This window comes from Halomonas sp. RT37, from assembly GCF_040070525.1.
In the GTDB taxonomy this organism is placed as follows: Bacteria; Pseudomonadota; Gammaproteobacteria; order Pseudomonadales; family Halomonadaceae; genus Halomonas; species Halomonas litopenaei.
On record NZ_CP098827.1, the window covers coordinates 495,042 to 517,310 of the forward strand.

23 protein-coding genes are annotated in these 22,269 nt (G+C 65.5%); 18 read left to right on the forward strand and 5 right to left on the reverse strand.

Features of this window, described 5'->3' with window-relative positions; all coding sequences use genetic code 11:
* The first annotated feature begins 13 nt into the window (after window positions 1-13).
* The 4 genes from pcaQ to NFG58_RS02270 all read left to right on the forward strand — a co-directional run bounded on the left by pcaQ (window position 14) and on the right by NFG58_RS02270 (window position 3,140).
* The gene (gene pcaQ, locus NFG58_RS02255; RefSeq protein WP_348827517.1) at window positions 14-994 is read left to right on the forward strand and encodes a pca operon transcription factor PcaQ; all 981 of its coding nucleotides are present in this window, start codon (window positions 14-16) and stop codon (window positions 992-994) included.
* Window positions 995-1,208: 214 nt separating this feature from the next.
* A complete protein-coding gene (pcaH, locus tag NFG58_RS02260) occupies window positions 1,209-1,946 on the forward strand; it encodes a protocatechuate 3,4-dioxygenase subunit beta (protein ID WP_045991428.1) in 738 nt (245 codons plus the stop codon).
* A 62-nt stretch (window positions 1,947-2,008) separates the two neighbouring features.
* The gene (gene pcaG, locus NFG58_RS02265) at window positions 2,009-2,647 is read left to right on the forward strand and encodes a protocatechuate 3,4-dioxygenase subunit alpha (RefSeq protein ID WP_083970203.1); all 639 of its coding nucleotides are present in this window, start codon (window positions 2,009-2,011) and stop codon (window positions 2,645-2,647) included.
* 130 nt (window positions 2,648-2,777) lie between these two features.
* Entirely contained in the window at window positions 2,778-3,140 is a 363-nt protein-coding gene (locus tag NFG58_RS02270; protein WP_108131173.1) for a RidA family protein, read from the forward strand.
* Between the two features lie 61 nt (window positions 3,141-3,201).
* On the opposite strand, the gene NFG58_RS02275 is transcribed toward NFG58_RS02270, so the two are convergent.
* The gene (locus tag NFG58_RS02275) at window positions 3,202-4,104 is read right to left on the reverse strand and encodes a LysR family transcriptional regulator (RefSeq protein ID WP_045991431.1); all 903 of its coding nucleotides are present in this window, start codon (window positions 4,102-4,104) and stop codon (window positions 3,202-3,204) included.
* Window positions 4,105-4,378: 274 nt separating this feature from the next.
* Here NFG58_RS02275 and NFG58_RS02280 point away from each other — a divergent pair, with 274 nt between their 5' ends.
* The 14 genes from NFG58_RS02280 to NFG58_RS02345 all read left to right on the forward strand — a co-directional run bounded on the left by NFG58_RS02280 (window position 4,379) and on the right by NFG58_RS02345 (window position 18,198).
* On the forward strand, window positions 4,379-5,497 hold the full coding sequence (locus tag NFG58_RS02280) for a muconate/chloromuconate family cycloisomerase (protein WP_124804967.1): 1,119 nt from the start codon (window positions 4,379-4,381) through the stop codon (window positions 5,495-5,497).
* Window positions 5,498-5,572: 75 nt separating this feature from the next.
* On the forward strand, window positions 5,573-5,863 hold the full coding sequence (gene catC, locus NFG58_RS02285; protein ID WP_045991433.1) for a muconolactone Delta-isomerase: 291 nt from the start codon (window positions 5,573-5,575) through the stop codon (window positions 5,861-5,863).
* A gap of 105 nt (window positions 5,864-5,968) precedes the next feature.
* Entirely contained in the window at window positions 5,969-6,928 is a 960-nt protein-coding gene (gene catA / locus NFG58_RS02290; protein WP_348827518.1) for a catechol 1,2-dioxygenase, read from the forward strand.
* Between the two features lie 227 nt (window positions 6,929-7,155).
* Window positions 7,156-8,523, forward strand: a complete 1,368-nt coding sequence (locus NFG58_RS02295) for a Rieske 2Fe-2S domain-containing protein (RefSeq protein ID WP_108131176.1) — start codon at window positions 7,156-7,158, stop codon at window positions 8,521-8,523.
* A gap of 20 nt (window positions 8,524-8,543) precedes the next feature.
* Window positions 8,544-9,035, forward strand: coding sequence for a benzoate 1,2-dioxygenase small subunit (gene benB, locus NFG58_RS02300; RefSeq protein WP_348828115.1), 492 nt, complete (start codon window positions 8,544-8,546; stop codon window positions 9,033-9,035).
* A gap of 20 nt (window positions 9,036-9,055) precedes the next feature.
* Window positions 9,056-10,075, forward strand: coding sequence for a benzoate 1,2-dioxygenase electron transfer component BenC (benC, locus tag NFG58_RS02305; protein ID WP_348827519.1), 1,020 nt, complete (start codon window positions 9,056-9,058; stop codon window positions 10,073-10,075).
* A gap of 159 nt (window positions 10,076-10,234) precedes the next feature.
* A complete protein-coding gene (locus NFG58_RS02310) occupies window positions 10,235-11,524 on the forward strand; it encodes an ABC transporter substrate-binding protein (RefSeq protein WP_348827520.1) in 1,290 nt (429 codons plus the stop codon).
* Between the two features lie 90 nt (window positions 11,525-11,614).
* On the forward strand, window positions 11,615-12,475 hold the full coding sequence (locus tag NFG58_RS02315) for a branched-chain amino acid ABC transporter permease (RefSeq protein ID WP_045991438.1): 861 nt from the start codon (window positions 11,615-11,617) through the stop codon (window positions 12,473-12,475).
* Window positions 12,476-12,566: 91 nt separating this feature from the next.
* On the forward strand, window positions 12,567-13,661 hold the full coding sequence (locus NFG58_RS02320; RefSeq protein WP_108131179.1) for a branched-chain amino acid ABC transporter permease: 1,095 nt from the start codon (window positions 12,567-12,569) through the stop codon (window positions 13,659-13,661).
* Window positions 13,658-14,479 (forward strand): ABC transporter ATP-binding protein, encoded by an 822-nt coding sequence (locus NFG58_RS02325; protein WP_348827521.1) that lies wholly within the window; start codon window positions 13,658-13,660, stop codon window positions 14,477-14,479. The genes NFG58_RS02320 and NFG58_RS02325 overlap by 4 nt, the downstream gene beginning before the upstream one ends.
* Entirely contained in the window at window positions 14,476-15,246 is a 771-nt protein-coding gene (locus tag NFG58_RS02330) for an ABC transporter ATP-binding protein (protein ID WP_348827522.1), read from the forward strand. The genes NFG58_RS02325 and NFG58_RS02330 overlap by 4 nt, the downstream gene beginning before the upstream one ends.
* Window positions 15,247-15,299: 53 nt before the next feature.
* Window positions 15,300-16,073 carry a benzoate diol dehydrogenase BenD gene (gene benD, locus NFG58_RS02335; protein WP_348827523.1) on the forward strand — a complete coding sequence of 258 codons (774 nt, stop codon included), beginning with the start codon at window positions 15,300-15,302 and terminating at the stop codon, window positions 16,071-16,073.
* Window positions 16,074-16,270: 197 nt separating this feature from the next.
* Window positions 16,271-17,497, forward strand: a complete 1,227-nt coding sequence (locus tag NFG58_RS02340; protein WP_348827524.1) for a benzoate/H(+) symporter BenE family transporter — start codon at window positions 16,271-16,273, stop codon at window positions 17,495-17,497.
* A gap of 236 nt (window positions 17,498-17,733) precedes the next feature.
* Window positions 17,734-18,198, forward strand: a complete 465-nt coding sequence (locus NFG58_RS02345; protein ID WP_348827525.1) for a hypothetical protein — start codon at window positions 17,734-17,736, stop codon at window positions 18,196-18,198.
* Window positions 18,199-18,225: 27 nt separating this feature from the next.
* Here NFG58_RS02345 and NFG58_RS02350 read toward each other — a convergent pair whose 3' ends face one another.
* The 4 genes from NFG58_RS02350 to NFG58_RS02365 form a co-directional block, all read right to left on the reverse strand.
* Complete coding sequence (locus NFG58_RS02350) at window positions 18,226-18,597, reverse strand: DnaJ family domain-containing protein (RefSeq protein WP_108448480.1); 372 nt, start codon at window positions 18,595-18,597, stop codon at window positions 18,226-18,228.
* Window positions 18,598-18,703: 106 nt separating this feature from the next.
* Complete coding sequence (locus NFG58_RS02355) at window positions 18,704-20,104, reverse strand: amidase (protein WP_348827526.1); 1,401 nt, start codon at window positions 20,102-20,104, stop codon at window positions 18,704-18,706.
* A gap of 118 nt (window positions 20,105-20,222) precedes the next feature.
* Window positions 20,223-21,161 carry a helix-turn-helix domain-containing protein gene (locus NFG58_RS02360; RefSeq protein WP_348827527.1) on the reverse strand — a complete coding sequence of 313 codons (939 nt, stop codon included), beginning with the start codon at window positions 21,159-21,161 and terminating at the stop codon, window positions 20,223-20,225.
* Between the two features lie 182 nt (window positions 21,162-21,343).
* Window positions 21,344-22,258 carry a LysR family transcriptional regulator gene (locus tag NFG58_RS02365; RefSeq protein ID WP_348827528.1) on the reverse strand — a complete coding sequence of 305 codons (915 nt, stop codon included), beginning with the start codon at window positions 22,256-22,258 and terminating at the stop codon, window positions 21,344-21,346.
* Window positions 22,259-22,269: the final 11 nt, after the last annotated feature.

The window sequence follows — 22,269 nt, forward strand, 5'->3', positions numbered from 1 at the left end:
GGAGGCTGACGAGGTGCCACGCCACGGCGCCACGCTGGACCCCCGTCACGTCGCCAGATCGCAGGCCACCATGCTCAATCATCGTATCAAGCTGCGCCATCTCAACGCCTTCATCGAGGTGTCGCGCAGCCGCAGCTTCGCCCGTGCCGCCGACGCCCTGGCGATCACCCAGCCGGGCATCTCCAAGGCCATCCGTGAACTCGAGGAGATCGTTGGCGCCAGCCTGTTCGAGCGTAGCGCCCAGGGCGTCAGTCTGACCCAGGCGGGACTCACCCTGTTGCGACACGCGGGGCCTGCGCTGCGCGCCCTGGAAGAGGGCGTGGTGGCGCTGGCGGACGGCCATGGTGGGCAGCGTTGGCTCAGGGTCGGGGCGCTGTCGACGGTGGAATCGCGGCTGCTGCCGGCGGCGATTCAGCACTTCCAGGCCTCGCCGCTGGGCCAGGAGACCAGCGTGACCGTGACCACCGGCGCCAGCGCCTTTCTGCTGTCGCGGCTGGCGCTGGGTGAGCTCGACGTGGTGGTGGGGCGTATGACCGAAGCCCGCGAGATTCGTGACCTGGCCTTCGAACATCTCTACTACGAGTCGCTGCGGCTGGTGGTGCGCCGGGGGCATCCGCTGGCCACCGTCTCGCCCTGTCCTCCCGAGGTCCTGAGCGACTACCCCTGGGCCGTGCCTCCCCCTCAGACCACCTTGCGTCAGCGGGTCGACAGCTTCTGTGTGCGTCACGCCATCAGTTTGCCCGCGCCCTGTCTGGAGACCCTGTCGCTGCCGGTCAGCCGGCGCTTCACACTGGACACCGATGCCATCTGGGTGGCGCCCTTCGAGGCGGTGGCCGAGGATCTGGAAAGCGGCCAGCTGGTCGAGCTGGCACTGTCCTTCGAGCACCAGGGTGGCTCGGTAGGGCTGTGTACCAACACCTCTTTGAGCCCCAGCCTGGCGCTGGAAGGCTTCGCCGAGTCGCTGCGCCAGGCCGCCGCGGCAAGACCCCAGTAGCGGCGCCGAAATATCCGGAGGCGAAGCAGCAGGCCAGGACGTACTCGTTCCTGCGGTCCGACGCCCCGCCATCCGGTCATCATAACCCCTGGGTTATGACGACCGGCCAAGGTCTCAATTGGCAGCCCGGGTGTGGCTGGTCACACTGCAATCATCGCCTCTTGTCTCGAGGCGCGTGTGAACAACCAACAATCACGCCAGGACCTCTTCCCCCATGACCCTCAATCGGAACCTCAATCGTCGCTTCGTCGAGCGGGATCGCCAGTGGCACCCCGCCGCCTACACCCCCGGCTACAAGACCTCGGTGCCGCGCTCGCCCTCCCAGGCGCTGGTCAGCCTGCAGACCCCCAGCGTGTCGGAACTCACCGGCCCCGAGTTTAGCCGCCTGCGCATGGGACCCCATGACAACGACCTGCTGTTGAACTTCCGCGATGCCGATAGCCCCGGTCTGCCGGTGGGGGAGCGGGTGATCATGTTCGGCCGGGTCGTCGACCAGTTCGGCAAGCCGGTGCCGCAGACTCTGGTGGAGATGTGGCAGGCCAATGCCGGTGGCCGCTATCGCCACAAGAAGGACAGCTATCTGGCCCCGCTGGACCCCAACTTCGGCGGCGTCGGGCGCTGTCTCACCGACGACGATGGCTGGTACCACTTCCGCACCATCAAACCCGGTCCCTATCCCTGGCCCAATGGCATCAACACCTGGCGCCCGGCGCACATTCATGTGAGCGTCATGGGCCCGGCCATCTCCACCCGGCTGATCACCCAGATGTACTTCGAGGGGGACCCGCTGATTCCGATCTGCCCCATCGTCCAGACCCTGAAGGACGAGGAGGCCGTGGGCACCATGATCGGTCGACTCGACATGGCCCGCTCGCGTCCCATGGACGCCCTGGCCTACCGCTTCGACCTGGTGGTGCGTGGCGAACTGCAGACCTATTTCGAGAATCAGTGAACAAGAACAGGAACAACAGGTGCCGTGGTGCCCGAGTCGGCCCACGGCAGCGAGGAGACCTCATGCAACAGCCAAACCTTACCCCCACCGCGAACCTGATGCTGCGCGAGACCGCGTCCCAGACCGCCGGCCCCTACGTGCACATCGGCCTGGCGCTGGCCGTCGCCGGCCTGCCCGAGCGCGACGAGGAGATCTGGAACGAACTGGCCAAGGATAACGCCGAAGGCGAGCGTATCGAGGTGGCGGGACGGGTCATCGACGGTAACGGCGACCTGGTCCGCGACGCCCTGCTGGAGGCCTGGCAGGCCGACGCCAACGGTGACTATCAGACGGCGTTCGACCTCAAGGCGCCGTTCAACAGCTTCGGGCGTACCGCGACCACCGCCGAGGGCAACAGCGAGTGGCGCTTTGTCACCGTCAAGCCCGGCGCCATCGCTCGGCCCGACGGTCGCACCATGGCCCCGCACATCAACCTCACGATCTTCGCCCGGGGCGTGAACCTGCATCTGCAGACCCGGCTCTACTTCGATGACGAGCACAAAGCCAATGCCGGCTGCCCGGTGTTGGGTGCGATCGAGTCGCCGGCCCGGCGCCAGACGCTGATCGCCCGGCGTGAAGAGGGCGGGGAAGGCGGCCTGCCACGCTATCGTCTGGATATCGTGCTGCAGGGTGAGGGAGAGACGGTGTTCTTCGACTTCTGATCGCGTTCGCCTGACCACACGGACGTCGCGGCGTGAACCGCGACGTCCGTGTCGCTATTTGCCCGCGTTTGCACCGACGCTTCCATGGCCTATGCTAGCGGTCTTTCCCGCCCTGGCTTCGAGGCCCCCCATGGATATCCACCGCATCAACCCCACCCCCCGCTGGTCCGACATCACCGTGTTCAACGGCATGGCCCACTTCGTCGAAGTCGCCGAGGCGGACACCCGCGCCGATATCACCGGCCAGGTGGAGCAGATCTTCGAACAGGCCGAGGAGTCGCTGGCCAAGGTGGCCAGCGACAAGACACGGATCATCTCGGTGACCATCTACCTGACCGACTTTGCCCACTTCGATGCCCTGAACGTCGCCTGGGAGGCCTGGTTCGAGCCCGGCACCGCTCCCAGCCGCGCCTGCGTCAAGGCCGAGCTTGCCAACCCCGAACTGCTGGTCGAGATGGCCTTCGTGGCCGCGGCGGGGGAAGAGTTTCGCTAACACCGCAGCGCTATCAACGCGCCGCAGGCAGGGCCCTGGCCCTGCCGCCCCTCGATATGTTTCACGGGTACTTGCCCGTCCGACGATTCTCCACCAGCACCTCAAGGATGGCGTTGGCCGCCTGCATGGTCGCGCTGGGCGTCTCTCCCCGGCGCCGGCTGCAGACGATCGGTGAAGTTATGTGCTTCTCCGCCAGGTACAGGTAGCGAATGCCATCGCGGTTCTGTCGCTTGACCTGCTCCGGCACCAAGGTGATGCCGAAGTCCGACACCACCAGGCCCAGCGCCGTCTGCATCTCGTTGGCCTCCTGCACCACCGTGACCTTGAGCCCCCGGCGGCGAAACAGCCCCAGCACCAGGTCGGCAAGGCTCGGGCGCGGGCTCGCCGGATACAGCACCAGCGGGTAGCGGGCGAGCTCCTCCATGGTCGGGGTGGTGCCCACCAGCGGGTGGCCCTCCGGCACCGCCGCCATCATCGGTTCCTCGAACAGCACCTCCTGTTCCACGTCGGGATCGTCGATCCTCAGGCGTCCGAAGCCGATATCGATACGTCCTGCCTTGAGCGCCTGCACCTGCTCCACCGTGGTCAATTCGGCCAGGGTCAGCTCCACCTCGTCCTTTTGTCGCAACTCGCGCACCAGCAGCGGCAGCTGGCCGTAAAACAGCGAGGGCACAAAGCCGATACCGAACATTTCCTTGTGGCTTCGAGACATACGGCGTACCGCCGCCACCGTGGTATCGAGCTTCTCGAGCATCTGCAGGGCATGCTCATGGAAGAACTTGCCGGTGGGCGTCAGGGTCAGCCCTCGGGGACCACGAATGAATAGCTGGGCCCCCAATTCTTCCTCCAACTGATTGATCTGCCGGGTCAAAGGGGGCTGCGCCATATGCAGCCTGGCGGCCGCCCGGGTGATGTTCAGCTCTTCCGCTGCGGCACAGAAATAGCGCAGGTGTCGAAGCTCCATGATACCTCCAGGGTATTGCGATCTACCCAGACCATATTGGTTGTGCCCCTCAAAGACAATCACACTGCACTCAATCGCCGGATCAAGCGCCTTTCCGCCGTAGGTCTCTTCCGATGTCGATGGCAGTGGTGCTTCGCAGCGTAAGAGAAATCTTACCAAGGTATGGCTTGATCGCTTACGAGTCGCCGAGGCTTACAGCGCTTGCGGCTTTCCTCATCACCCAGATCGCCAGCCCGTGGATGACAACGAGCTGATGGTAATTGCCGGAGCCGCCATGACCGCCCTGATCGAAAGCGTCGAGACCCTGCTGGTCGACCTGCCCACCATCCGACCGCACAAGCTGTCGATGGCCACCATGGCCACCCAGACGCTGGTGATCGTACGCCTCAAGTGCGCAGACGGTATCGAAGGCATCGGCGAGGCCACCACCATCGGCGGCCTGGCCTATGGCCCGGAAAGTCCGGAGAGCATGAAGGTCAACATCGATACCTACCTGGCGCCGGCGCTGGTCGGCCTGGCGGCGGACAACGTCAACCTCGCCATGGCCCGGCTCGACAAGCTGGCCAAGGGCAACGTCATCGCCAAGTCGGCGCTCGAGACCGCGCTGCTGGATGCCCAGGGCAAGCGTCTCGGGGTGCCCCTGGCGACACTGCTGGGCGGCGCCCGCCACGATCACCTGCCGGTGCTGTGGACGCTGGCCAGTGGCGATACCGACAAGGATATCGAGGAGGCCAGAAAGCGGCTGGAGCAGCGTCGCCATCGTGACTTCAAGCTCAAGATCGGCGCCAACGAGGTGGATCACGACGTGCGCCACGTTGCCGCCATCAAGGCCGCACTGGGGGATCGCGCCAGCGTCAGGGTCGACGTCAACCAGGCCTGGGACGAGGCCACCGCGGTGCGCGCCATCGCCGCCCTCGAGGAGGCCGGGGTCGACCTGATCGAGCAACCCATTCCGGCCCACGAGCGGGCTGGGCTTGCACGACTGGCCAATCGCTTCGAGGTCACCATGCTGGCCGACGAAGGTGTCCAGGACCTGCGCTGCGGGCTGGCACTGATCGAGTCCGGCTTCAGCGGCGCCTTCGCCCTGAAGATCGCCAAGAGCGCCGGGCCGCGCGGCGCGCTGCGCCTGGCCCACCTGGCCGACGCCGGGGGCATTGGCCTCTACGGCGGCACCATGCTCGAGGGCACCATCGGTACCGCCGCTTCGCTGCACGCCTGGGCGACCCTGCCCGAGATGGCCTGGGGCACCGAGATGTTCGGCCCCTTGCTGTTGACCGATGACATCGTCACCACCCCCCTGCGCTACGACGACTTTGGCGTGGCGCTGCCGCAAGGCCCGGGACTCGGGCTCGAACTGGATCACGACAAGCTGCGCGAGTACGCACGCAGCTGAGCGACATCGCCATCAGACCGGCCGCGCGAGCCTCCAGGGCTGCATCGACGGCCCCCGATCGAGAGGAGAACGAAGATGCTGTTTCAGGTGGAAATGACCGTCAAGCTGCCGCCGGATATGGCGCCGGAGCGCGCCGCCGAGATCAAGGCCCGCGAGAAGGACTACGCCCAGGAGCTGCAGCGCTCCGGCAAGTGGCGCCATCTGTGGCGGGTGGCCGGCAGCTATTCCAACGTCAGCGTGTTCGACGTGGCCGACAACGCCGAGCTGCAGGAGCTGGTATCGAACCTGCCGCTGTTTCCCTACATGGAGATCCGCGTCAAGCCGCTGTGCCGCCACCCGTCCTCGATTCGCGATGACGACAGCTAGGGGCGGCCCCTGGCCAGCCAGACGTCGGGGCAGAACGCATTGCAGGCCCCGGCCAGTACCGCCAACAACGATAACGACAAGTACGCCACACCTGAGGACCGCCAGATGAACAGTCTCAATCCCACCACCAAGCCAGTTCGCATCTTCGACACCCCGGAAGTCCAGGACTTCCTCAATACCGTCGCCGGCTTCGACAAGACCGAAGGCAACGAGCGGGCCAAGGAAATCCTGCACCGTCTGCTGTCGGACCTGTACAAGCTGATCGACGACTTCGACGTCACCCCGGAGGAATTCTGGCAGGGCGTCAGCGTGCTCAACGCGCTCGGTGCCGAGACCCAGTACGGCCTGCTGGCTCCGGGCCTTGGCTTCGACCACTACCTCGACATGCGCATGGACGCCGAGGACGCCGCCCGCGGCCTTGCCGGGGGTACCCCGCGCACCATCGAGGGGCCTCTGTACGTCGCCGGTGCCCCGGAGTCCGAGGGTGAGGCGCGCCTGGACGACGGCTCGGACACCGACGCCGAGGTGATGTGGCTGACCGGTCAGGTACGCGATACCCAGGGCCAGCCGATCGCAGGGGCCAAGGTCGAGATCTGGCACGCCGACAGCAAGGGCAACTACAGCTTCTTCGACCCGTCCCAGGCCGACTTCCACCTGCGTCGTACCATCTACACCGACGCCGATGGCCGCTATCGCGCGCGCAGCATCATCCCCTCCGGCTACGGTTGCCCCCCGGACAGCCCGACCCAGCAGGTGCTGGACCTGCTCGGTCGTCATGGCCAGCGACCGGCGCATATCCACTTCTTTATCTCGGCGCCCGGGTACAAGCACCTGACCACACAGATCAACCTCGCCGGCGACCCCTACACCTACGACGACTTCGCCTTCGCCACCCGCGAGGAGCTGGTGGTGGACGCCAGGCGCATCGAGGACGCTAGCGAGGCCAGCGATCGTGGCCTCGAGGGGCCCTTCACCGAGGTGGTGTTCGACATCGAGCTTGCCGCCACCAGCGAGACCGAGCTGCAGCAGCGTCACAAGCGCCCCCGCGCCCTCGAGGACGGCTGAGCCGCCTGGACTCGCGACAACCCTGAATCGACCACCGAGTGTCACGGGACTCGCTGTGATGGACAGCCCTGTAGTGGGCAGTCCCGAGGCAAATAGCGCCGCGCCAAGCCAGACCAGGCCTGCCATGCGGGCAGGCCGCCCCAAGGGGCCGGCGGGACGAGCGACTCGAATGAGCTGTCTGTGTGAGCTGCCCGTGTGAGCGGACCGTGATAGAGAGGAGAACAACGATGAGCAACAAACTCGATCAGATCGAAGCCCGCGTGCGTGGTGCCGTCGAGGATGACCCCGAACAGGGCGTCTTTCGCTGCCACCGCAGCATGTTCACCGACCCCGAGTTCTTCGAGCTCGAGATGAAGCACATCTTCGAGGGCAACTGGCTGTTCATGGCCCACGAGAGCCAGATCGCCGAGCCCGGTGACTACTTCACCCTGAACATGGGGCGCCAGCCGGTGGTCATCACTCGCGACAAGGAGGGCGAGCTTCACGCCCTGATCAACGCCTGCGCCCACCGTGGTGCCACCATCTGCCGTCGCAAGCAGGGCAACAAGGGCACCTTCACCTGCCCGTTCCACGGCTGGACCTTCAAGAACGACGGGCGTCTGCTCAAGGCCAAGAACGAGAAGGCCGGCGCCTACCCGGATGCCTTCAAGCAGGACGGCTCCCACGACCTCAAGCGCCTGCCCAAATTCAGCAATTACAAGGGCTTCCTGTTCGGCAGCCTGAGCGACGACGTCATGCCCATCGAGGAGTACCTGGGCGAGACCATGAAGGTCATCGACAACATCGTCGACCAGGCCCCGGAAGGCCTCGAGATTCTGCGCGGCACCTCGTCCTACACCTACACCGGCAACTGGAAGCTGCAGGCCGAGAACGGCGCCGACGGCTACCACGTCAGCACCGTGCACTGGAACTACGCCTCCACCATGGACCGTCGCAACTACGACGAAGGCGGCACCAAGGCGGTGGACGCCGATGGCTGGTCCAAGTCCAAGGGCGGTTTCTACTCCTACGAGAACGGCCACATGATGCTGTGGACCCGGCTGCTCAATCCCGAGGTGCGTCCGGTCTACGAGCACAAGGAGCGCATCGAGAAGGAACTGGGCGAGGCTCGAGCCGACAACATCGTCAACCAGACCCGCAACCTGTGTCTGTACCCCAACGTCTATCTGATGGACCAGTTCTCGACCCAGATTCGGGTGCTGCGTCCGCTGGCGGTGGATCGTACCGAGGTCACCATCTACTGCTTCGCGCCCAAGGGTGAATCGGCGGAGAACCGTCGCGTGCGCATCCGCCAGTACGAGGACTTCTTCAACGTCAGCGGTATGGGCACGCCGGATGACCTGGAGGAATTCCGCGGCTGCCAGAACGGCTACAACGGCGCCCTGGCCGAGTGGAATGACCTGTCGCGTGGCGCCAAGCAATGGATCGATGGTCCCGACGAAGACGCCAGCGCCATCGACATGAAGCCGCTGAAGAGCGGTGCCTCGCCGGAGGACGAAGGCCTTTACGTGCTGCACCACCAGCACTGGGTCGAGGAAATGCTGCGCGCCATCGACAAGGAACGCAGCCAGTTCATCGCCACGGCCTCAGCCTGAATCCTGCGGAAAGGAGACGAATCATGAGCATCAGCTATCACGACATCCAGGCCTTTCTTTATCGCGAAGCACGCCTTCTGGACGAACGCGAGTGGGACGAGTGGCTGACCCTGTACCACAAGAAGGCCGAGTTCTGGATGCCCTGCTGGGACGACGACGACACCCTGACCAGCGACCCGAACAGCGAGATATCGCTGATCTACTACCCCAATCGGGAAGGGCTCGAGGATCGCGTCTATCGGATCAAGACCGAGCGCAGTGGCGCCAGCACGCCGGAGCCGCGCACCACCCACCAGATCACCAATATCGAGGTGATGAAGGGGGAGGGCGACAGCCTGGAGGTGCGCTTCAACTGGCACACCCTGAGCCACCGCTACAAGCAGACCGACAGCTACTTCGGGGTGTCTTTCTACACCCTGGACGTGTCCGGCGACAGCCCGCTTATCACGCGCAAGAAGGTGCAGCTCAATAACGATTATATCCACCAGGTCATCGACGTTTATCACATTTAAGTCGGTGAAGGAGAACGACCATGAGCTTCACCATCGCGCTCAACTTCGAAGACGGGGTGTCGCGCTTTATCGACTGCAACGAGGGCGAGACCGTCCTCGATGCGGCCTACCGCAACAAGGTCAATCTGCCGATGGACTGCTCCGACGGCGTCTGCGGCACCTGCAAGTGCCACTGCGACCAGGGCGAGTTCGAGCTGGGTGACGAGTACATCGATGAGGCGTTGTCCGACGAGGAGCTGCACGAGGGGCAGGTGCTGACCTGCCAGATGGTGCCGTCCTCGGACTGCGTGCTGTCGGTGCCGGTGGCCTCGACCGTATGCAAGACCGAGGTCGACAGCCGTGCCTCCACGGTGGTCCACGTCGAGCCCTTGTCCGAGGACTCCATCGAGCTTGCCATCGATATCGAAGGCGAGCCGCTGAACTTCCTGCCGGGGCAGTACGTGCACCTGGAGGTACCGGGCTGTGGTGAACACAGAAGCTACTCGTTCAGCTCGCTGCCGGGGGAGTCCCGCGCCAGTTTTCTGATCCGCAATGTGCCGGACGGACTGATGAGCGGCTATCTGGCGGACAAGGCCAAGGCCGGTGACGCCATGGCGGTGACCGGTCCCATGGGCAGCTTCTACCTGCGCGCCATCCAGCGCCCGATCCTGATGCTGGCCGGTGGCACCGGGCTTGCTCCCTTCCTGTCGATGCTCAAGCAGCTTGCTGCGCTCGAGACCCAGGGCGAGGGCGCAGGCCAGCCGATCCACATGATCTATGGCGTGACCAAGGACGATCATCTGGTCAAGTGCGAAGAACTCGACGCGGCGGTCGAGGCGCTGCCCGACTTCGATTACGTGACGGTGGTCGCCGACGAGGACAGCAGCCACGAACGCAAGGGCTACGTCACCCATCACATGGACCCGCAGAAGCTGCATGACGGCGACGTCGACGTCTACCTGTGCGGTCCCCCGCCGATGGTGGACGCGGTGCTCAAGCACTTCGACCAGCAGGGCATCAAGCCGGCGAGCTTTCACTACGAAAAGTTCACGCCCAACTGACGCGTCCTGCCCGGAACCAGATTCGGCGAGGGAGACCTTTCGCCCTTGCCGACAAGAGACAGCCGTCAGCCGACAACAGACAGCCGCAGGCCGGGGCTCCCTGTCCAGCGAGAGCCCCGCAATCTCATAACGATAATCACAACCTGACGAGACATGATCATGGCCAAGCTCACTATCGATGAAAACCTCAATACCGATAACACGCCCAGCACCGATAACACGCCCACCACCGATAACACGTACAGCCGCCGCCAGGCTTCCCTGTCATCCCGGCGCCACAGCCCGCTTGCACGTTCGCTGCAGGCCGCGACCCTGGCGCTGGCCGGCGCCGCCCTGTCCACCCAGGCCCTGGCCGAGCACGACGTCAAGCTCGGGCTGATGCTGCCGTACTCCGGCACCTACGCCGCACTGGGCGAGTCCATCACCAATGGGCTGAAGCTCGCCATCGAGCAGGAGGGCGGCAGCCTCGGTGGTCATGGCGTCGAGTACGTGACCCTGGACTCCGAGGCCAACCCCTCCAAGGCGCCCCAGAACATGAGCCGCCTGGTCAAGGGTGATGGCGTCGACGTGGTCATCGGTCCGGTCCACTCCGGCGTCGCCATGGGCATGCTGCGGGTGGCCAAGCAGACCGGCGCCATCACCATCATTCCCAACGCCGGACTCGAGGCGGCCACCAACCAGCTGTGCATGCCCAACGTCTTTCGCACCTCGTTCAGCATGTGGCAGAACAGCTATCCCATGGGGCAGGTGGCCTATGATCAGGGCCATCGCAAGATCGTCACCATCACCTGGGACTACGCCGGCGGCAAGGAAGACCTGGCCGGCTTCGAGCAGGCCTTCACCGATGCCGGTGGCGAGATCGTCGAGCAGATCTTGGTGCCGTTTCCGAGCACCGAGTTCCAGACCTACCTGGCGCAGATCGCCAGCATCGCCCCTGACGCCGTCTACACTTTCTTCGCCGGTGGCGGCGGGGTCGGCTTCGTGCGGGACTACGCCGCCGCCGGACTCAACGACAGCATCCCGCTTTACGGCTCGGGCTTCCTGACCGACGGTAATCTGGGGGCACTGGGTGAGGCCGCCAACGGCGTGCAGACCACCATGCACTACGCCGAAACCCTGGATACCCCCCAGAACCAGGCCTTCGTCGCGGCCTACCAGGAGGCCTACGGCGAGGCCCCGGACACCTACGCGGTGCAGGGCTACGACGCCGGCAAGCTGCTGGCCCAGGCCTACGCCTCGATTGACGGCGAGCCCGACCGCGAGGCGCTGATCGCGGCGCTGGAAGCGGTCGAGCTCGACAGCCCGCGCGGCCCGGTGAGCTTCTCGGCCTCCCACCACCCGATCCAGAACGTCTACCTGCGCGAGGTCAGGGACGGCGAGCACCACGTCACCTCGATCGCCAGCGAGCAGCTGGAAGTTCCCGACAGCGCCTGCCCGATGAAGAGCTGAGGCGACCTTCGTTCACCGCGTCAATGACCTCGCCGAGGCGCCCGCGAATACCGGGCGCTCTCGGGCGGGCCAACGCCAAAGGAGTTCTTCATGGACCTTGCCTTCTTCGGGGTGCAGCTGCTCAACGGCTTTCAGTACGGCCTGCTGCTGTTCCTTATCGCCAGCGGCCTGACGCTGATCTTCGGCATCATGGGCATTATCAACCTGGCCCACGGCGCCATGTACATGATCGGCGCCTACCTGGCCTTCGACCTGACCCAGCGCCTCGGCAACTTCTGGCTGGCGATCCTGATCGCGGTGCCCATCGCGGTACTGCTGGGGCTGGTCATCGAGCGGCTGTTTCTCGACACCCTGTACAAGCGTGACCACCTCTACCAGGTACTTTTGACCTTCGGCCTGATCCTGGTGCTCAACGAGGCCCAGCGCATCATCTGGGGCGGCGACGTCCACTCGGTGGCGCTGCCGGAGCCCTTTACCGGCGCCATCGCCCTGACCGACAACCTGCAGTACCCGGTCTATCGGCTGTTCGTGGCGGCGGTATGCCTGGTGCTGGCGGGGGCCATCTACTGGATCATCCGCCACACCCGGCTCGGTATTGTGATCCGCGCCGGCGCCGTCAATCGCGAGATGGTCGAAGGGCTCGGCATCAATATCCGCACCCTGTTCACCCTGATCTTCAGCGTCGGCGTGGCACTGGCGGCCTTCGCCGGGATGATGGCGGCGCCGCTGTCGTCGATCACGCCGGGCATGGGGGACTCGATCTTGATCACCTGCTTTGTGGTGGTGGTCATCGGCGGCATCGGCTCGATCAAGGGAGCCTTCTTCGGCGCGCTGTTGATCGGCATGGCCGAGACCTTCGGTCCGGTGCTGATCCCGAGTCTCGCCAGCATGCTGATCTACCTGATCATGGCGCTGGTGCTGTTGATCAAGCCGCGCGGCCTGTTCGCCTGAGACCCGACGACAATCACCCTCCGCTCGGGCATCCCTTGCCGCCTGATCGGACCCCTTTGCAGACGGGATACTCGTCTGGAGGAGAAACACCATGTTGCATCGATATCCCAAGCGCGTGACGGTACTGCTGCTGGCGGGCCTGGCGCTGCTGATCGCCTATCCGGCCTGGGGGCCGGCGGTATTCGGGGAGTCCAGCGCCTTCTTCATGGAGAAGCTGACCCTGATGCTGATCTTCGCCCTGTTCGCCGTCAGTCTCGACCTGCTGGTCGGTATCCTTGGCCTGGTCAGCCTGGGCCATGCGCTGTTCTTCGGCCTGGGGGCCTACACCCTGGCGATGGCCAGCCCCGACTTCAGCGCCGCCTCGCTGTGGTGGATGCTGCCGCTGGTGATGCTGGTCTCCGGCCTGGTCGCCGCCATCGTCGGCCTGCTGGTGCTGCGCACCAAGGGCATCTTCTTCATCATGACCACCCTGGCCTTCGGCCAGATGCTGTTCTACACCGTCAGCACCTCCAGCATGACCGGCGGTACCGACGGCGTCTTCATCATGTTCCGCCCGAGCCTTGCCATGGGCGAGACACCGCTGATCGACCTCGACAACCCGCTGACGTTCTTCTACTTCTGCCTGGCGCTCCTGGTAGCGGTCTACCTTATCCTGCGCGCCCTGACCCGTTCCCACTTCGGCCAGGTGCTCGACGGCATCCACGACAACGAGCACCGCATGCAGGCGCTGGGCTACGCCACCACCGGCTACAAGCTGATCGCCTTCGTGGTGTCGGCGATGATCGCCGGCGTCGCCGGCATGCTGGCGGCCATGCAGTACGGCTTCGCCAACCCGGCCCAGCTTGGCTGGCACCACTCCGGCGAGGTGCTGATGATGGTCATCCTCGGCGGCATGGGCACCATCTTCGGGCCGATCCTCGGCGCCTTCGCCTACGAACTGCTGCTGTACTTCTACGAGCACCTGACCAACCACTGGCCGATCCTGATGGGCCTGACCATCATTGTCGCGGTGCTGGTGCTGCCCAAGGGCATCGCTGGGCTACTGCTCGACCCGCCGGGGCGCCAGGCCTCGCTGCTGGGGCGGCTTGGCGGTGGCAAGGACAACTTGGCGAAGGGCAGACAGACTTCCGCCTCCGACAGCGACGGTAAAAGCGTCGGCAAAAGCGCCGGGGAGGTGTCCTCATGAGCAGCATGCTCAAGACCCGCGGGCTGACCCGCAGCTTCGGTGGCCTGCTGGCGGTCAATGACGTCGACTTCGAGGTCGAGCAGGGCGAGATCCACGCCATCCTCGGCCCCAACGGTGCCGGCAAGAGCACCCTGATCAATCTGCTGTCCGGCGAGATCCCGCCGACCCGCGGCGAGATCGAGTATCGAGGTAGCGCGATCCAGGGCAAGAAGGCCCACCAGGTCGCCCGACTCGGTATCGGTCGCAGCCACCAGAAGACCAACATCTTTCCGCGCCTGAGCTGTCTGCAGAACTGCCAGCTGGCCGCGCGTATCCACCACGGTGGCGTTATCGGCAGCTGGCGCTCGCGCCGGCGGGCCCGCGAAGTCGATGAGCGGGCGCTGGCCGCGCTGGACACCTGTGGTCTGGTGACCCGGGCCCATACGGTGTCCTCCGGCATGAGCTACGGCGAGCAGCGCCAGCTGCAGATCGCCATGGTGCTGGCGACCCAGCCTCAGTTGATGCTGCTGGACGAGCCGATGGCCGGCATGGGCCGGGAGGAGACCGACCAGGTCGCCGACCTGCTCAAGCGGTTGTCTCGCGACTACACCATCGTGCTGATCGAACACGACATGGACTCGGTATTCCGCCTGGCCGATCGCATCACCGTGATGGTCGACGGTTGCGTGCTGGAAAGCGGCGATACCGAGAGCATTCGTGCAAGTGAAACGGTGCGTGACGTCTATCTGGGACGTCACGACAGCAGCGAGGACAGTCGCCCGAACAGCGATAGCGTCGATATCGGCAACGGCTCCAGCAATAGCGAGGTGACGTCATGAATGTGGCGATCAAGGAGGCAGGAACGCAACGGGTGGACGCTGCCGAGGATGTCGAGTCGCCGTTGATCGAGGCCAACGGCCTGCACACCTTCTACGGCGAAAGCCATGTGCTGCACGGGGTGGACCTGACCCTCCAGGCCGGCGAGACGCTGAGCCTGCTTGGGCGCAACGGGATGGGCAAGACCACCACCTTGAAGTCGATCCTCGGCTTCGTGCCGCCGCGCCACGGCGAGGTGCGGGTCATGGGGGTGGACACCCGCAAGCGCCGTCCCTGGCAGATCATTCGTCAGGGTATCGGTTATGTGCCGGAAGGGCGGGGCATCTTTCCCGGTATCAGCGTGCGCGAGCATCTGGTGATGGCCGCACGCCCGGGGACTGACGGTCGCACCGATTGGGACATCGAGCGGGTGCTGGACACCTTTCCCCGGCTCAAGGAGCGCATCGGCCACGATGGTTCGCTGCTGTCCGGCGGCGAGCAGCAGATGCTGTCGATCGGTCGCGCGCTGATGCTCAACCCGCGGCTGTTGATTCTTGACGAGGCTACCGAAGGGCTGGCGCCGCTGATCCGCGACGAGATCTGGTCGATCCTGCGCACCATCAAGGCTTCGGGCATCGCCAGCATCATCGTCGACAAGAACATCGACAACCTGCTCGAGGTGGGCGACCGCCACCTGTTGATCGTCAAGGGCAAGGTGGTGTTCGACGGTGACAGCCAGGCGCTGAGGGCCGATCCCTCGATCCTCGATACCCACCTCGGTGTGGGCTGAGGCCACGCCGTGGCCACTTCACCCACCGCATCCGACAGCAGAAGGACAGCAACATGAAGCGATTCGAAGGACAGGTGATGCTGATCACCGGCGCCGCCCAGGGGATCGGTCGGCGTCTGGCCGAGCGGGCCGGTGACGAGGGCGCTGCCCTGGTGCTGGTCGATCGTGCCGAACATGTCCACCAGGTGGCCCGCGAGCTTGACGAGCAGGGAGTCGAGGTCCTGGCCCTGAACGCCGATCTGGAAACCTGGGAGGGCGCCGAGAGCGCCATCAAGAGCGCCATCGAGCGCTTCGGGCGACTGGACGTACTGGTCAACAACGTCGGCGGGACCATCTGGGCCAAGCCCTACACCCACTACTCACCGGAGCAGGTCGAGGCCGAGGTGCGTCGCTCGCTGTTTCCGACGCTGTGGTGCTGTCGCGCGGCGCTGCCTCACCTGATCGATAGCGGCGGCAATATCGTCAACGTCTCCTCGGTGGCCACCCGCGGGGTCAATCGGGTGCCCTACGCTTCGGCCAAGGGCGGGGTGAACGCCATGACCGTGGCGCTGGCCATCGAGATGGCCGAGCACGGCGTGCGGGTCAACGCCACCGCTCCTGGCGGCACCGAGGCGCCGCCCCGGCTGACGCCGCGCAACGCCGAGCCCCAGAGTGAACAGGACAAGCTGTGGTACCAGCAGTTGATCGACCAGACCCTGGCGTCGAGCCTGATGCACCGCTACGGCACCCTGGACGAGCAGGTCGGGCCGATCCTGTTTCTGGCCTCCCGCGACGCCAGCTATATCACCGGCACGGTGGTGCCGGTGGCCGGCGGCGACCTGGGCTAGCCGGTTGATGCCGCGTGACGTGGACCCACCTTGCATCCCGCTGTACATGCGGGGGCACCGGGACGGCGTGGTGAATCTTGTATCCTCCTTGGCCTGGCCGCGTGCCGGGCCTTTTTTGTCTTCCGTCGATGTCGCCGGGGGTCCCTCCAGGTGACATTCCTGGCCGGACATCGACGCCATCATCAAGGAGCCAGCCCATGCGCCGAACCGACTCCGATACCGTAACCGCACCTCAAGGAGCGGCTGCGGGGTCGTCCCTTTTTCGTGACCTGTCGCTGTCGGCGGTGACGGCAGGCTTTGTCGCGGTGCTGATTTCCTACTCGGGGCCGCTGGCGATCTTCTTCCAGGCCGGGGCGGCGGCGGATATCTCGCCCGAGATGATGACCTCCTGGGTGTGGGCCATTTCGTTGGGGGCGGCGGTGTCGGGCATCGTCCTGAGCCTGTGGCTCAGAGTGCCGGTGGTGACGGCCTGGTCGGCGCCGGGTACGGCGCTGCTGATCACCCTGTTCCCGGAGCTGTCGCTGGGCGAGGCGGTAGGCGCCTACCTGACGGCGGCGGTGCTGATGCTGATCATCGGTGTCACCGGCAGCTTCGACCGGTTGATGGCGCTGATTCCGTCGGGCGTGGCCGCCGGCATGATGGCGGGCATCCTGTTCCAGTTCGGCCTCGGTGCCTTTGCGGCCATCGAGACCTCGCCCTGGCTCGCCGTCGGCATGCTGCTGGCCTATCTGGTGCTCAAGCGGCTGGCGCCGCGCTATTGCCTGATCCTGTTGCTGATCACCGGTGTGGTGCTCGCCGTGGTGCTGGAAGGCGCGAGTCTCGCGGGCGTCGGTGTGCACCTGGCGATTCCCCGCTTCATCGCTCCCGAGTGGACCATCACCAGCACCCTGAGCCTGGCGTTGCCGCTGGTGGTGGTGAGCCTGACCGGCCAGTTCCTGCCGGGAATGGCGATCCTGCACGCAGCGGGCTATCGCACCAGGGCTCGGCCGATCCTGACGGTGGCCAGCCTGACCTCCTTCGCCACCGCCTGCTTTGGCGGCATCACCACGGTGATCGCGGCCATCACCGCTGCGCTGTGCACCGGCAAGGATGCCCACCAGGACCCGGGCCGTCGCTACGTCGCCGGGGTCGCCAACGGCGTCTTCTACCTGGTCGGCGGGCTGTTCGCCGGTACTATCGTGGCGCTCTTCACTTCCTTGCCCGGCGCCTTTGTGGCGGTACTGGCGGGGCTTGCCTTGATCGGTGCGATCACCAGCAACCTGGCCGCCATGATCGCCGCCGAGGACCACCGCGAGGCCTCGGTGATCGCCTTTATGGTGACGGCCTCGGGCATGAGCCTGTTCGGTCTGGGCGCGGCCTTCTGGGGGGTGGGGATCGGCATGCTGGCGGTCAGATTGCTGCACGCTGGACGCGCCGCGGCCTGACGCTGGCGGTGTCGCATGGCCCCAGGCCGAATGGCGCTCGTGCGTCGCGAATTCATCGATGTCAGCATCCTCGGTGAGCCTGACCTGCGGCCGTCTGGTATCGCTGGATTAGTGTGCTGAAACGATCGCGGCGTCAGGGTGGGAGCGCGGGGTGACAAAGTTGCCGGCTATCATCGGCGGAGCCCCATTTGGGCAAAGATGTCCGCTGTACTCGCTCGGATCGCCAGGAAACCGCCGTGACCCAGTATTCAAGAAGTGCTCTCGCCTGCCATGCGCTGGCGACCCTGATTCTGATCGCCTTTGGTCTGGTCTATCTCGGCCGCAGCGAATTCATGCCCTACCATGCCGCCGCCATGGGGCTCGACTGGGAGTCGGTCGCTCCAGGCACCCGGCAGGTCCTGCTGGCGCTGATGCACGCCCTGGGGGGCGCCTGTCTCAGCGTGGCGATGCTGGTCGGCGTTTTGCTGTGGGGGCCGTTTCGGAGGGGGGCCGACTGGGCGACCTGGACGGTGCCGCTGGCCGGCTTTGTGCTGTGTGTGACCTCGCTCTACGCTCAGATCGGGGTCGCCCTCAGGACGCCGGCGTCGCCTCCCATGCTGCCGGTCATCGCCGCCGGTGTCTTGCTGGCGCTGGGGCTGTGGCGGTCACGGCGCTGGCGCCAACGCGACGTCCCGTTGCACACCCGGTCGGACTCACGCTAGCGCACCGTACTGACGGTAACCGCAGGGTCAGTCTCCCTCCCACTTCTCCAGCAGCCGGTCATGATAGCGCCCCAGCTCAAGAAGCCGACTGGCACCCCGCCCGCTTTCGCCAAGCCGTGCGCGCAGAAGACGCAGGCGTTTCTCGCAAGCGCTTCGCTCGGCGGCTTCCTGTGTCTGCGCCAGCAGGTCTTCCACCTCACGAATCTCGCGCTGAAGCTGAAGCTCCGGGGGCAGATAGCCTGAATTCTTCAGCAGTCGGTAGCCTGCCCGCAGCGCCTCGGGAATCATGCTGTCGTCGTCGAGTTCGATGGGCTTGCCGTGATCCGGCAGGTCGTCGAAGGCGCCTTCCTGCTGCGCCTTCTGGATACGTGCCTCGGCCAGTTGATCGAGCAGGGACATGGGAGCACCTCGTGGCGTAAAGCGGTCCTGTTGACCCGACTTTAGGCCATCGGAGCGCTCCCATCACCCGCCAGCGGGAACCATCAAGAGAAGCAAGGCTCGAGGGCTACAGCTCTGGATGTCGACGATGCCAGTCGGTGACCTGCTGGAAGGCCCAGCCAGCGCGCACCAGCATCGCTTCGTCGAACATCGGTGCGATGAACTGGAAGGCGATGGGCCCGCCCTGCTGGCTGAAGCCCGCCGGCAGGGTAATGGTCGGGTGCCCGCTCAGGTCGAAAGGACAGGTATAGCGCAGCATGCCGGAAAACAGCGCTTCATCCTCGCCGAACTTCTCCATGAAGGCCATCGACGGGGCGGCGTAGGCGGTGACCGGGGCGATTAGCAGGTCGACACTGGCCAAGAGGCGATCGACCCGGCCCTTGAACTCGGCCCGGCGCAGCAGTCGTTGCTGGTGGTCCATGGCGCTCTGGGCGCGGCCCAGGTCGATCAGACCAGCAAGACCAGGGCCGTACGCTTCGCGCTGGCTGGGGAAGGTCTCGGCATGGGCGACGGCGGTCTCCACGCCGCACAGTGGCGCCCAGTCGAATACCGCCTGCTGGGTGTCGGGGAAGTCGATTTCCTCGATCACGGCACCGAGCTGTCCCAGCGTGGACACGACTTGTTCGAGGACGCCGCGGGTTTCGGTATCCACCGCTTCGATGGCCCAGCGAGGGTCGAGCCCGATACGCACACCCTTCAGGCCTCGCGTCATGCCGGCCAGGTAATCCGGCACGGCGAGGGGAACGGCGGTGGGGTCACGTTCGTCGGCACCGGCAATAACGCCAAGCAGCGCCCCTGCATCGGCGGCGCTGCGGGCGATCGGCCCGATGTGGTCCATCGAGGCCGCCAGCTCGAAGGCGCCGTGTCGACTGACTCGGCCCCAGCTCGGCTTGAGGCCGGTGACGCCGTTGGCGGCCGAGGGGAAGCGAATCGAGCCACCGGTGTCGGTGCCCAGCGAGCCAAAGCACAGCCCGGCGGCGGTGGCCACGCCGGAACCGCTGGACGAAGCGCCTGACCACAGGGCCTCGCCCCAGGGGTTGGTGGGCGGCGTGATGTCGGGATGGTGATCGGCGAAGGCGCCTTCGGTCTGCTGCAGCTTGCCTAGCAGCACGGCCCCGGCCTGGTCGAGGCGTGTGACCACGCTGGCCGTTTCCCGGGGCACGTGGTCACGGTGCAGGGGCATGCCGTGGGTCGTCCGGGTCCCCGCTGTCCACAGCAGATCCTTGACGGCCACTGGAACACCCTGAAGCGGCCCCTTGTGGATGCCAGCGGCCAGATCGCGGTCCGCCTGGGCGGCCTGTTCAAGTGCACTGTCGGCCATGACGGTGACAAAGCTGTTCAGGGTGGTATCGACGCTGTCGATTCGCTCGAGCATGGTTCGAGTGACCTCGACGGCGCTCAGTTCCCTGGACTGGATTCGACGGCCGACCTCGATAAGGCCGTCAAAGTGCAGCGGATGGTCTGTCATTGTTGTCATCCTGATGGTGAGAGAAGACGCTCACCTTCAGGGTAGGCAGGGCGTGGGACTCAGGTTTGCCTGAACGGGCCAAGCGGTGGCCCGAGAGGGCCAGAGCGAGCTGGTGGGGTCACATCGTCTCGGGTGCGTGGCGACCTGCTTGCAGCAAGGTAGAGGGCGGATGACCGTAGGCCTGACGGAAGCTACGGCTGAAATGGGAGACACTGGTGAAGCCATGCTCCAGGGCGACCTCGGTGACGCTGCGGATACCACCTGCCCGCAGGGTGGCGCGACTCTGCTCCAGGCGAATCGCCCACAGTGCTGCCATGGGGGTGTGACCGTGCTGAGCGAACAGCCGGGTGAGGGTGCGCCGAGAGACATGGTTGTCCCGGGCGATGCGATCGAGGCTCAGGGACGGGTCCTGGTGCTGTTGTCGAAGGTAGTGGCAAAGGCGTCGGTAGAGCGCGTCATTGCGACTGTCGCCAGCGCCGCCCAGCCCCTCGAGCACCAGAGCCGCCAGATCGACCATCGCCTCGCCGAGCCCGATCGACGACGCTTCGGCGTCTAGCCGGGCGCCGTCTCGGATCAACGCCTTCAAAGAGGTGGCGCCGGGCAAGGTCGCCGGGATAGGTCGCGCGGTCAGCGGCTCGGTGGAGGTCAGGCGACGCATCAAGGGCGCCCGAGGAAGGCGCACCAGATGAAGCGCGCTGGCGCTCAGGCACCATTCGAACGGGCGGCAGGCATCGTACAGCACCAGGTCGCCGGGCCCGATGGCGATACGCCGCTGATCCTGGTCGAGTCTGGCCGTGGCGTTCTCGAGAAAGCCGAGCCACAGGTCATCGTCGCTGTCGCGGGACAGGTGGTGTGACTGCCGGCGCCAGCGGTGGGAAGAGGCGGCCATGGTACTGATGGCGACGTCGCCGTATTGCCTGACGTTGAGACTGCCATGGAAGGGCCGTTCGTCGAGGCATTGGCTGTCGGCTGGAATGCAGTGGCTGCAGACGACGTCGTGCCAGAAGGCGAAGCGCTCTCGGGAGTCGATCTGTCGGGTGGTAAAGGCGGCCGTCATGCGGGTGTCCTTCCGGGCGGGGCGGCCACAGGGTCTCAAAATGGACATTGATGCCGCCATCGTCCCGACACTATAGCGCAGGCAGGGCCGGTGAACGCTCTGCGATAGCGGGTGCGGCGAACCTCTGTCGAGGCGAGGGCGTCCATCAGGCAGGCTCGATGTCTGTGGAACCTGCTCGCATTTCACTCTTCATCGCTGAACTCGGCAAAGAGTTCATGAACGAGGCTTCTCAGCCACTGGTTGGCGGGATCCTGATGAAATCGGCGGTGCCAGAACAGGTTGATCGGCAAGGGCGGAAAGTCCAGCGGGTGGGCGCGGGTCACCAGGCCAAAGCGCTCGGCGGTGGCCTCGGCCAGCTTGTCAGTCACCGTCACCACCAGATCGGTGCTGGCGATCACGAAGGGTACCGTGACGAAGTGGGGCATACGCAGGCACACCGGGCTCGGTACACCGGCCTCGGCCAGCACGTTGGCGATCGACTCGTGGCCTGTCCCCTGGGCATCGATCAGGACGTGGCGGGCGCGCACGAAGGCCTCGCGGGTCAGCTCACCTTCGGTCAAGGGATGGCCCTGGCGCATCAGGCAGACGTAGCGCTGGGTGAACAATCGACGCTGGTAGAAGCCAGCACCCAGCTGGGGAATCAATCCGACGGCAAGATCGATTTCGCCGTCCTCCATGCGTCGCTTCAAGTTGTGGCCTCGCACTGTCTCGAGGCTGACGCCGGGCGCCGCCTTCTCCAGTGCTTCGAGCAGGCGTGGCAGAAAAACGATCTCGCCGATGTCGGTCATCGACACGGTGAAGCGCCGGTCGCTGGCGGCGGGATGAAAGTCGCGCGCCAGATTGAGCCCGCGCTCCAGCTGTGACAGGGCGTCCTCGACCAGGGGGTGCAGGCGATTGGCGTAGGGGGTCGGTGCCAGCCCGCTCGAGGTTCGCTCGAACAGTTCGTCGTCCAGCAAGGTACGCAGGCGTTTCAGCGCGTGGCTGACGGCAGGTTGGGTGATGCCCAGTCTCTCGGCCACCCGGTTGAGGTTGCGCTTGCGGTGGATCAGGTCGAAGACCACCAGCAGGTTGGTATCGATATCGCTCAGACGGAGCATGGATGGGACTC

Excerpts from the sequence above, each read along its gene's own strand:
- pcaH (WP_045991428.1), top strand. The coding sequence starts at position 1,209 with ATGACCCTCAATCGGAACCTCAATCGTCGCTTCGTCGAGCGGGATCGC.
- pcaG (WP_083970203.1), top strand. The coding sequence starts at position 2,009 with ATGCAACAGCCAAACCTTACCCCCACCGCGAACCTGATGCTGCGCGAG.
- NFG58_RS02270 (WP_108131173.1), top strand. The coding sequence starts at position 2,778 with ATGGATATCCACCGCATCAACCCCACCCCCCGCTGGTCCGACATCACC.
- NFG58_RS02275 (WP_045991431.1), bottom strand. The coding sequence starts at position 4,104 with ATGGAGCTTCGACACCTGCGCTATTTCTGTGCCGCAGCGGAAGAGCTG.
- NFG58_RS02280 (WP_124804967.1), top strand. The coding sequence starts at position 4,379 with ATGACCGCCCTGATCGAAAGCGTCGAGACCCTGCTGGTCGACCTGCCC.
- catC (WP_045991433.1), top strand. The coding sequence starts at position 5,573 with ATGCTGTTTCAGGTGGAAATGACCGTCAAGCTGCCGCCGGATATGGCG.
- catA (WP_348827518.1), top strand. The coding sequence starts at position 5,969 with ATGAACAGTCTCAATCCCACCACCAAGCCAGTTCGCATCTTCGACACC.
- NFG58_RS02295 (WP_108131176.1), top strand. The coding sequence starts at position 7,156 with ATGAGCAACAAACTCGATCAGATCGAAGCCCGCGTGCGTGGTGCCGTC.
- benC (WP_348827519.1), top strand. The coding sequence starts at position 9,056 with ATGAGCTTCACCATCGCGCTCAACTTCGAAGACGGGGTGTCGCGCTTT.
- NFG58_RS02310 (WP_348827520.1), top strand. The coding sequence starts at position 10,235 with ATGGCCAAGCTCACTATCGATGAAAACCTCAATACCGATAACACGCCC.
- NFG58_RS02315 (WP_045991438.1), top strand. The coding sequence starts at position 11,615 with ATGGACCTTGCCTTCTTCGGGGTGCAGCTGCTCAACGGCTTTCAGTAC.
- NFG58_RS02320 (WP_108131179.1), top strand. The coding sequence starts at position 12,567 with ATGTTGCATCGATATCCCAAGCGCGTGACGGTACTGCTGCTGGCGGGC.
- NFG58_RS02325 (WP_348827521.1), top strand. The coding sequence starts at position 13,658 with ATGAGCAGCATGCTCAAGACCCGCGGGCTGACCCGCAGCTTCGGTGGC.
- NFG58_RS02330 (WP_348827522.1), top strand. The coding sequence starts at position 14,476 with ATGAATGTGGCGATCAAGGAGGCAGGAACGCAACGGGTGGACGCTGCC.
- benD (WP_348827523.1), top strand. The coding sequence starts at position 15,300 with ATGAAGCGATTCGAAGGACAGGTGATGCTGATCACCGGCGCCGCCCAG.
- NFG58_RS02340 (WP_348827524.1), top strand. The coding sequence starts at position 16,271 with ATGCGCCGAACCGACTCCGATACCGTAACCGCACCTCAAGGAGCGGCT.
- NFG58_RS02350 (WP_108448480.1), bottom strand. The coding sequence starts at position 18,597 with ATGTCCCTGCTCGATCAACTGGCCGAGGCACGTATCCAGAAGGCGCAG.
- NFG58_RS02355 (WP_348827526.1), bottom strand. The coding sequence starts at position 20,104 with ATGACAGACCATCCGCTGCACTTTGACGGCCTTATCGAGGTCGGCCGT.
- NFG58_RS02360 (WP_348827527.1), bottom strand. The coding sequence starts at position 21,161 with ATGACGGCCGCCTTTACCACCCGACAGATCGACTCCCGAGAGCGCTTC.
- NFG58_RS02365 (WP_348827528.1), bottom strand. The coding sequence starts at position 22,258 with ATGCTCCGTCTGAGCGATATCGATACCAACCTGCTGGTGGTCTTCGAC.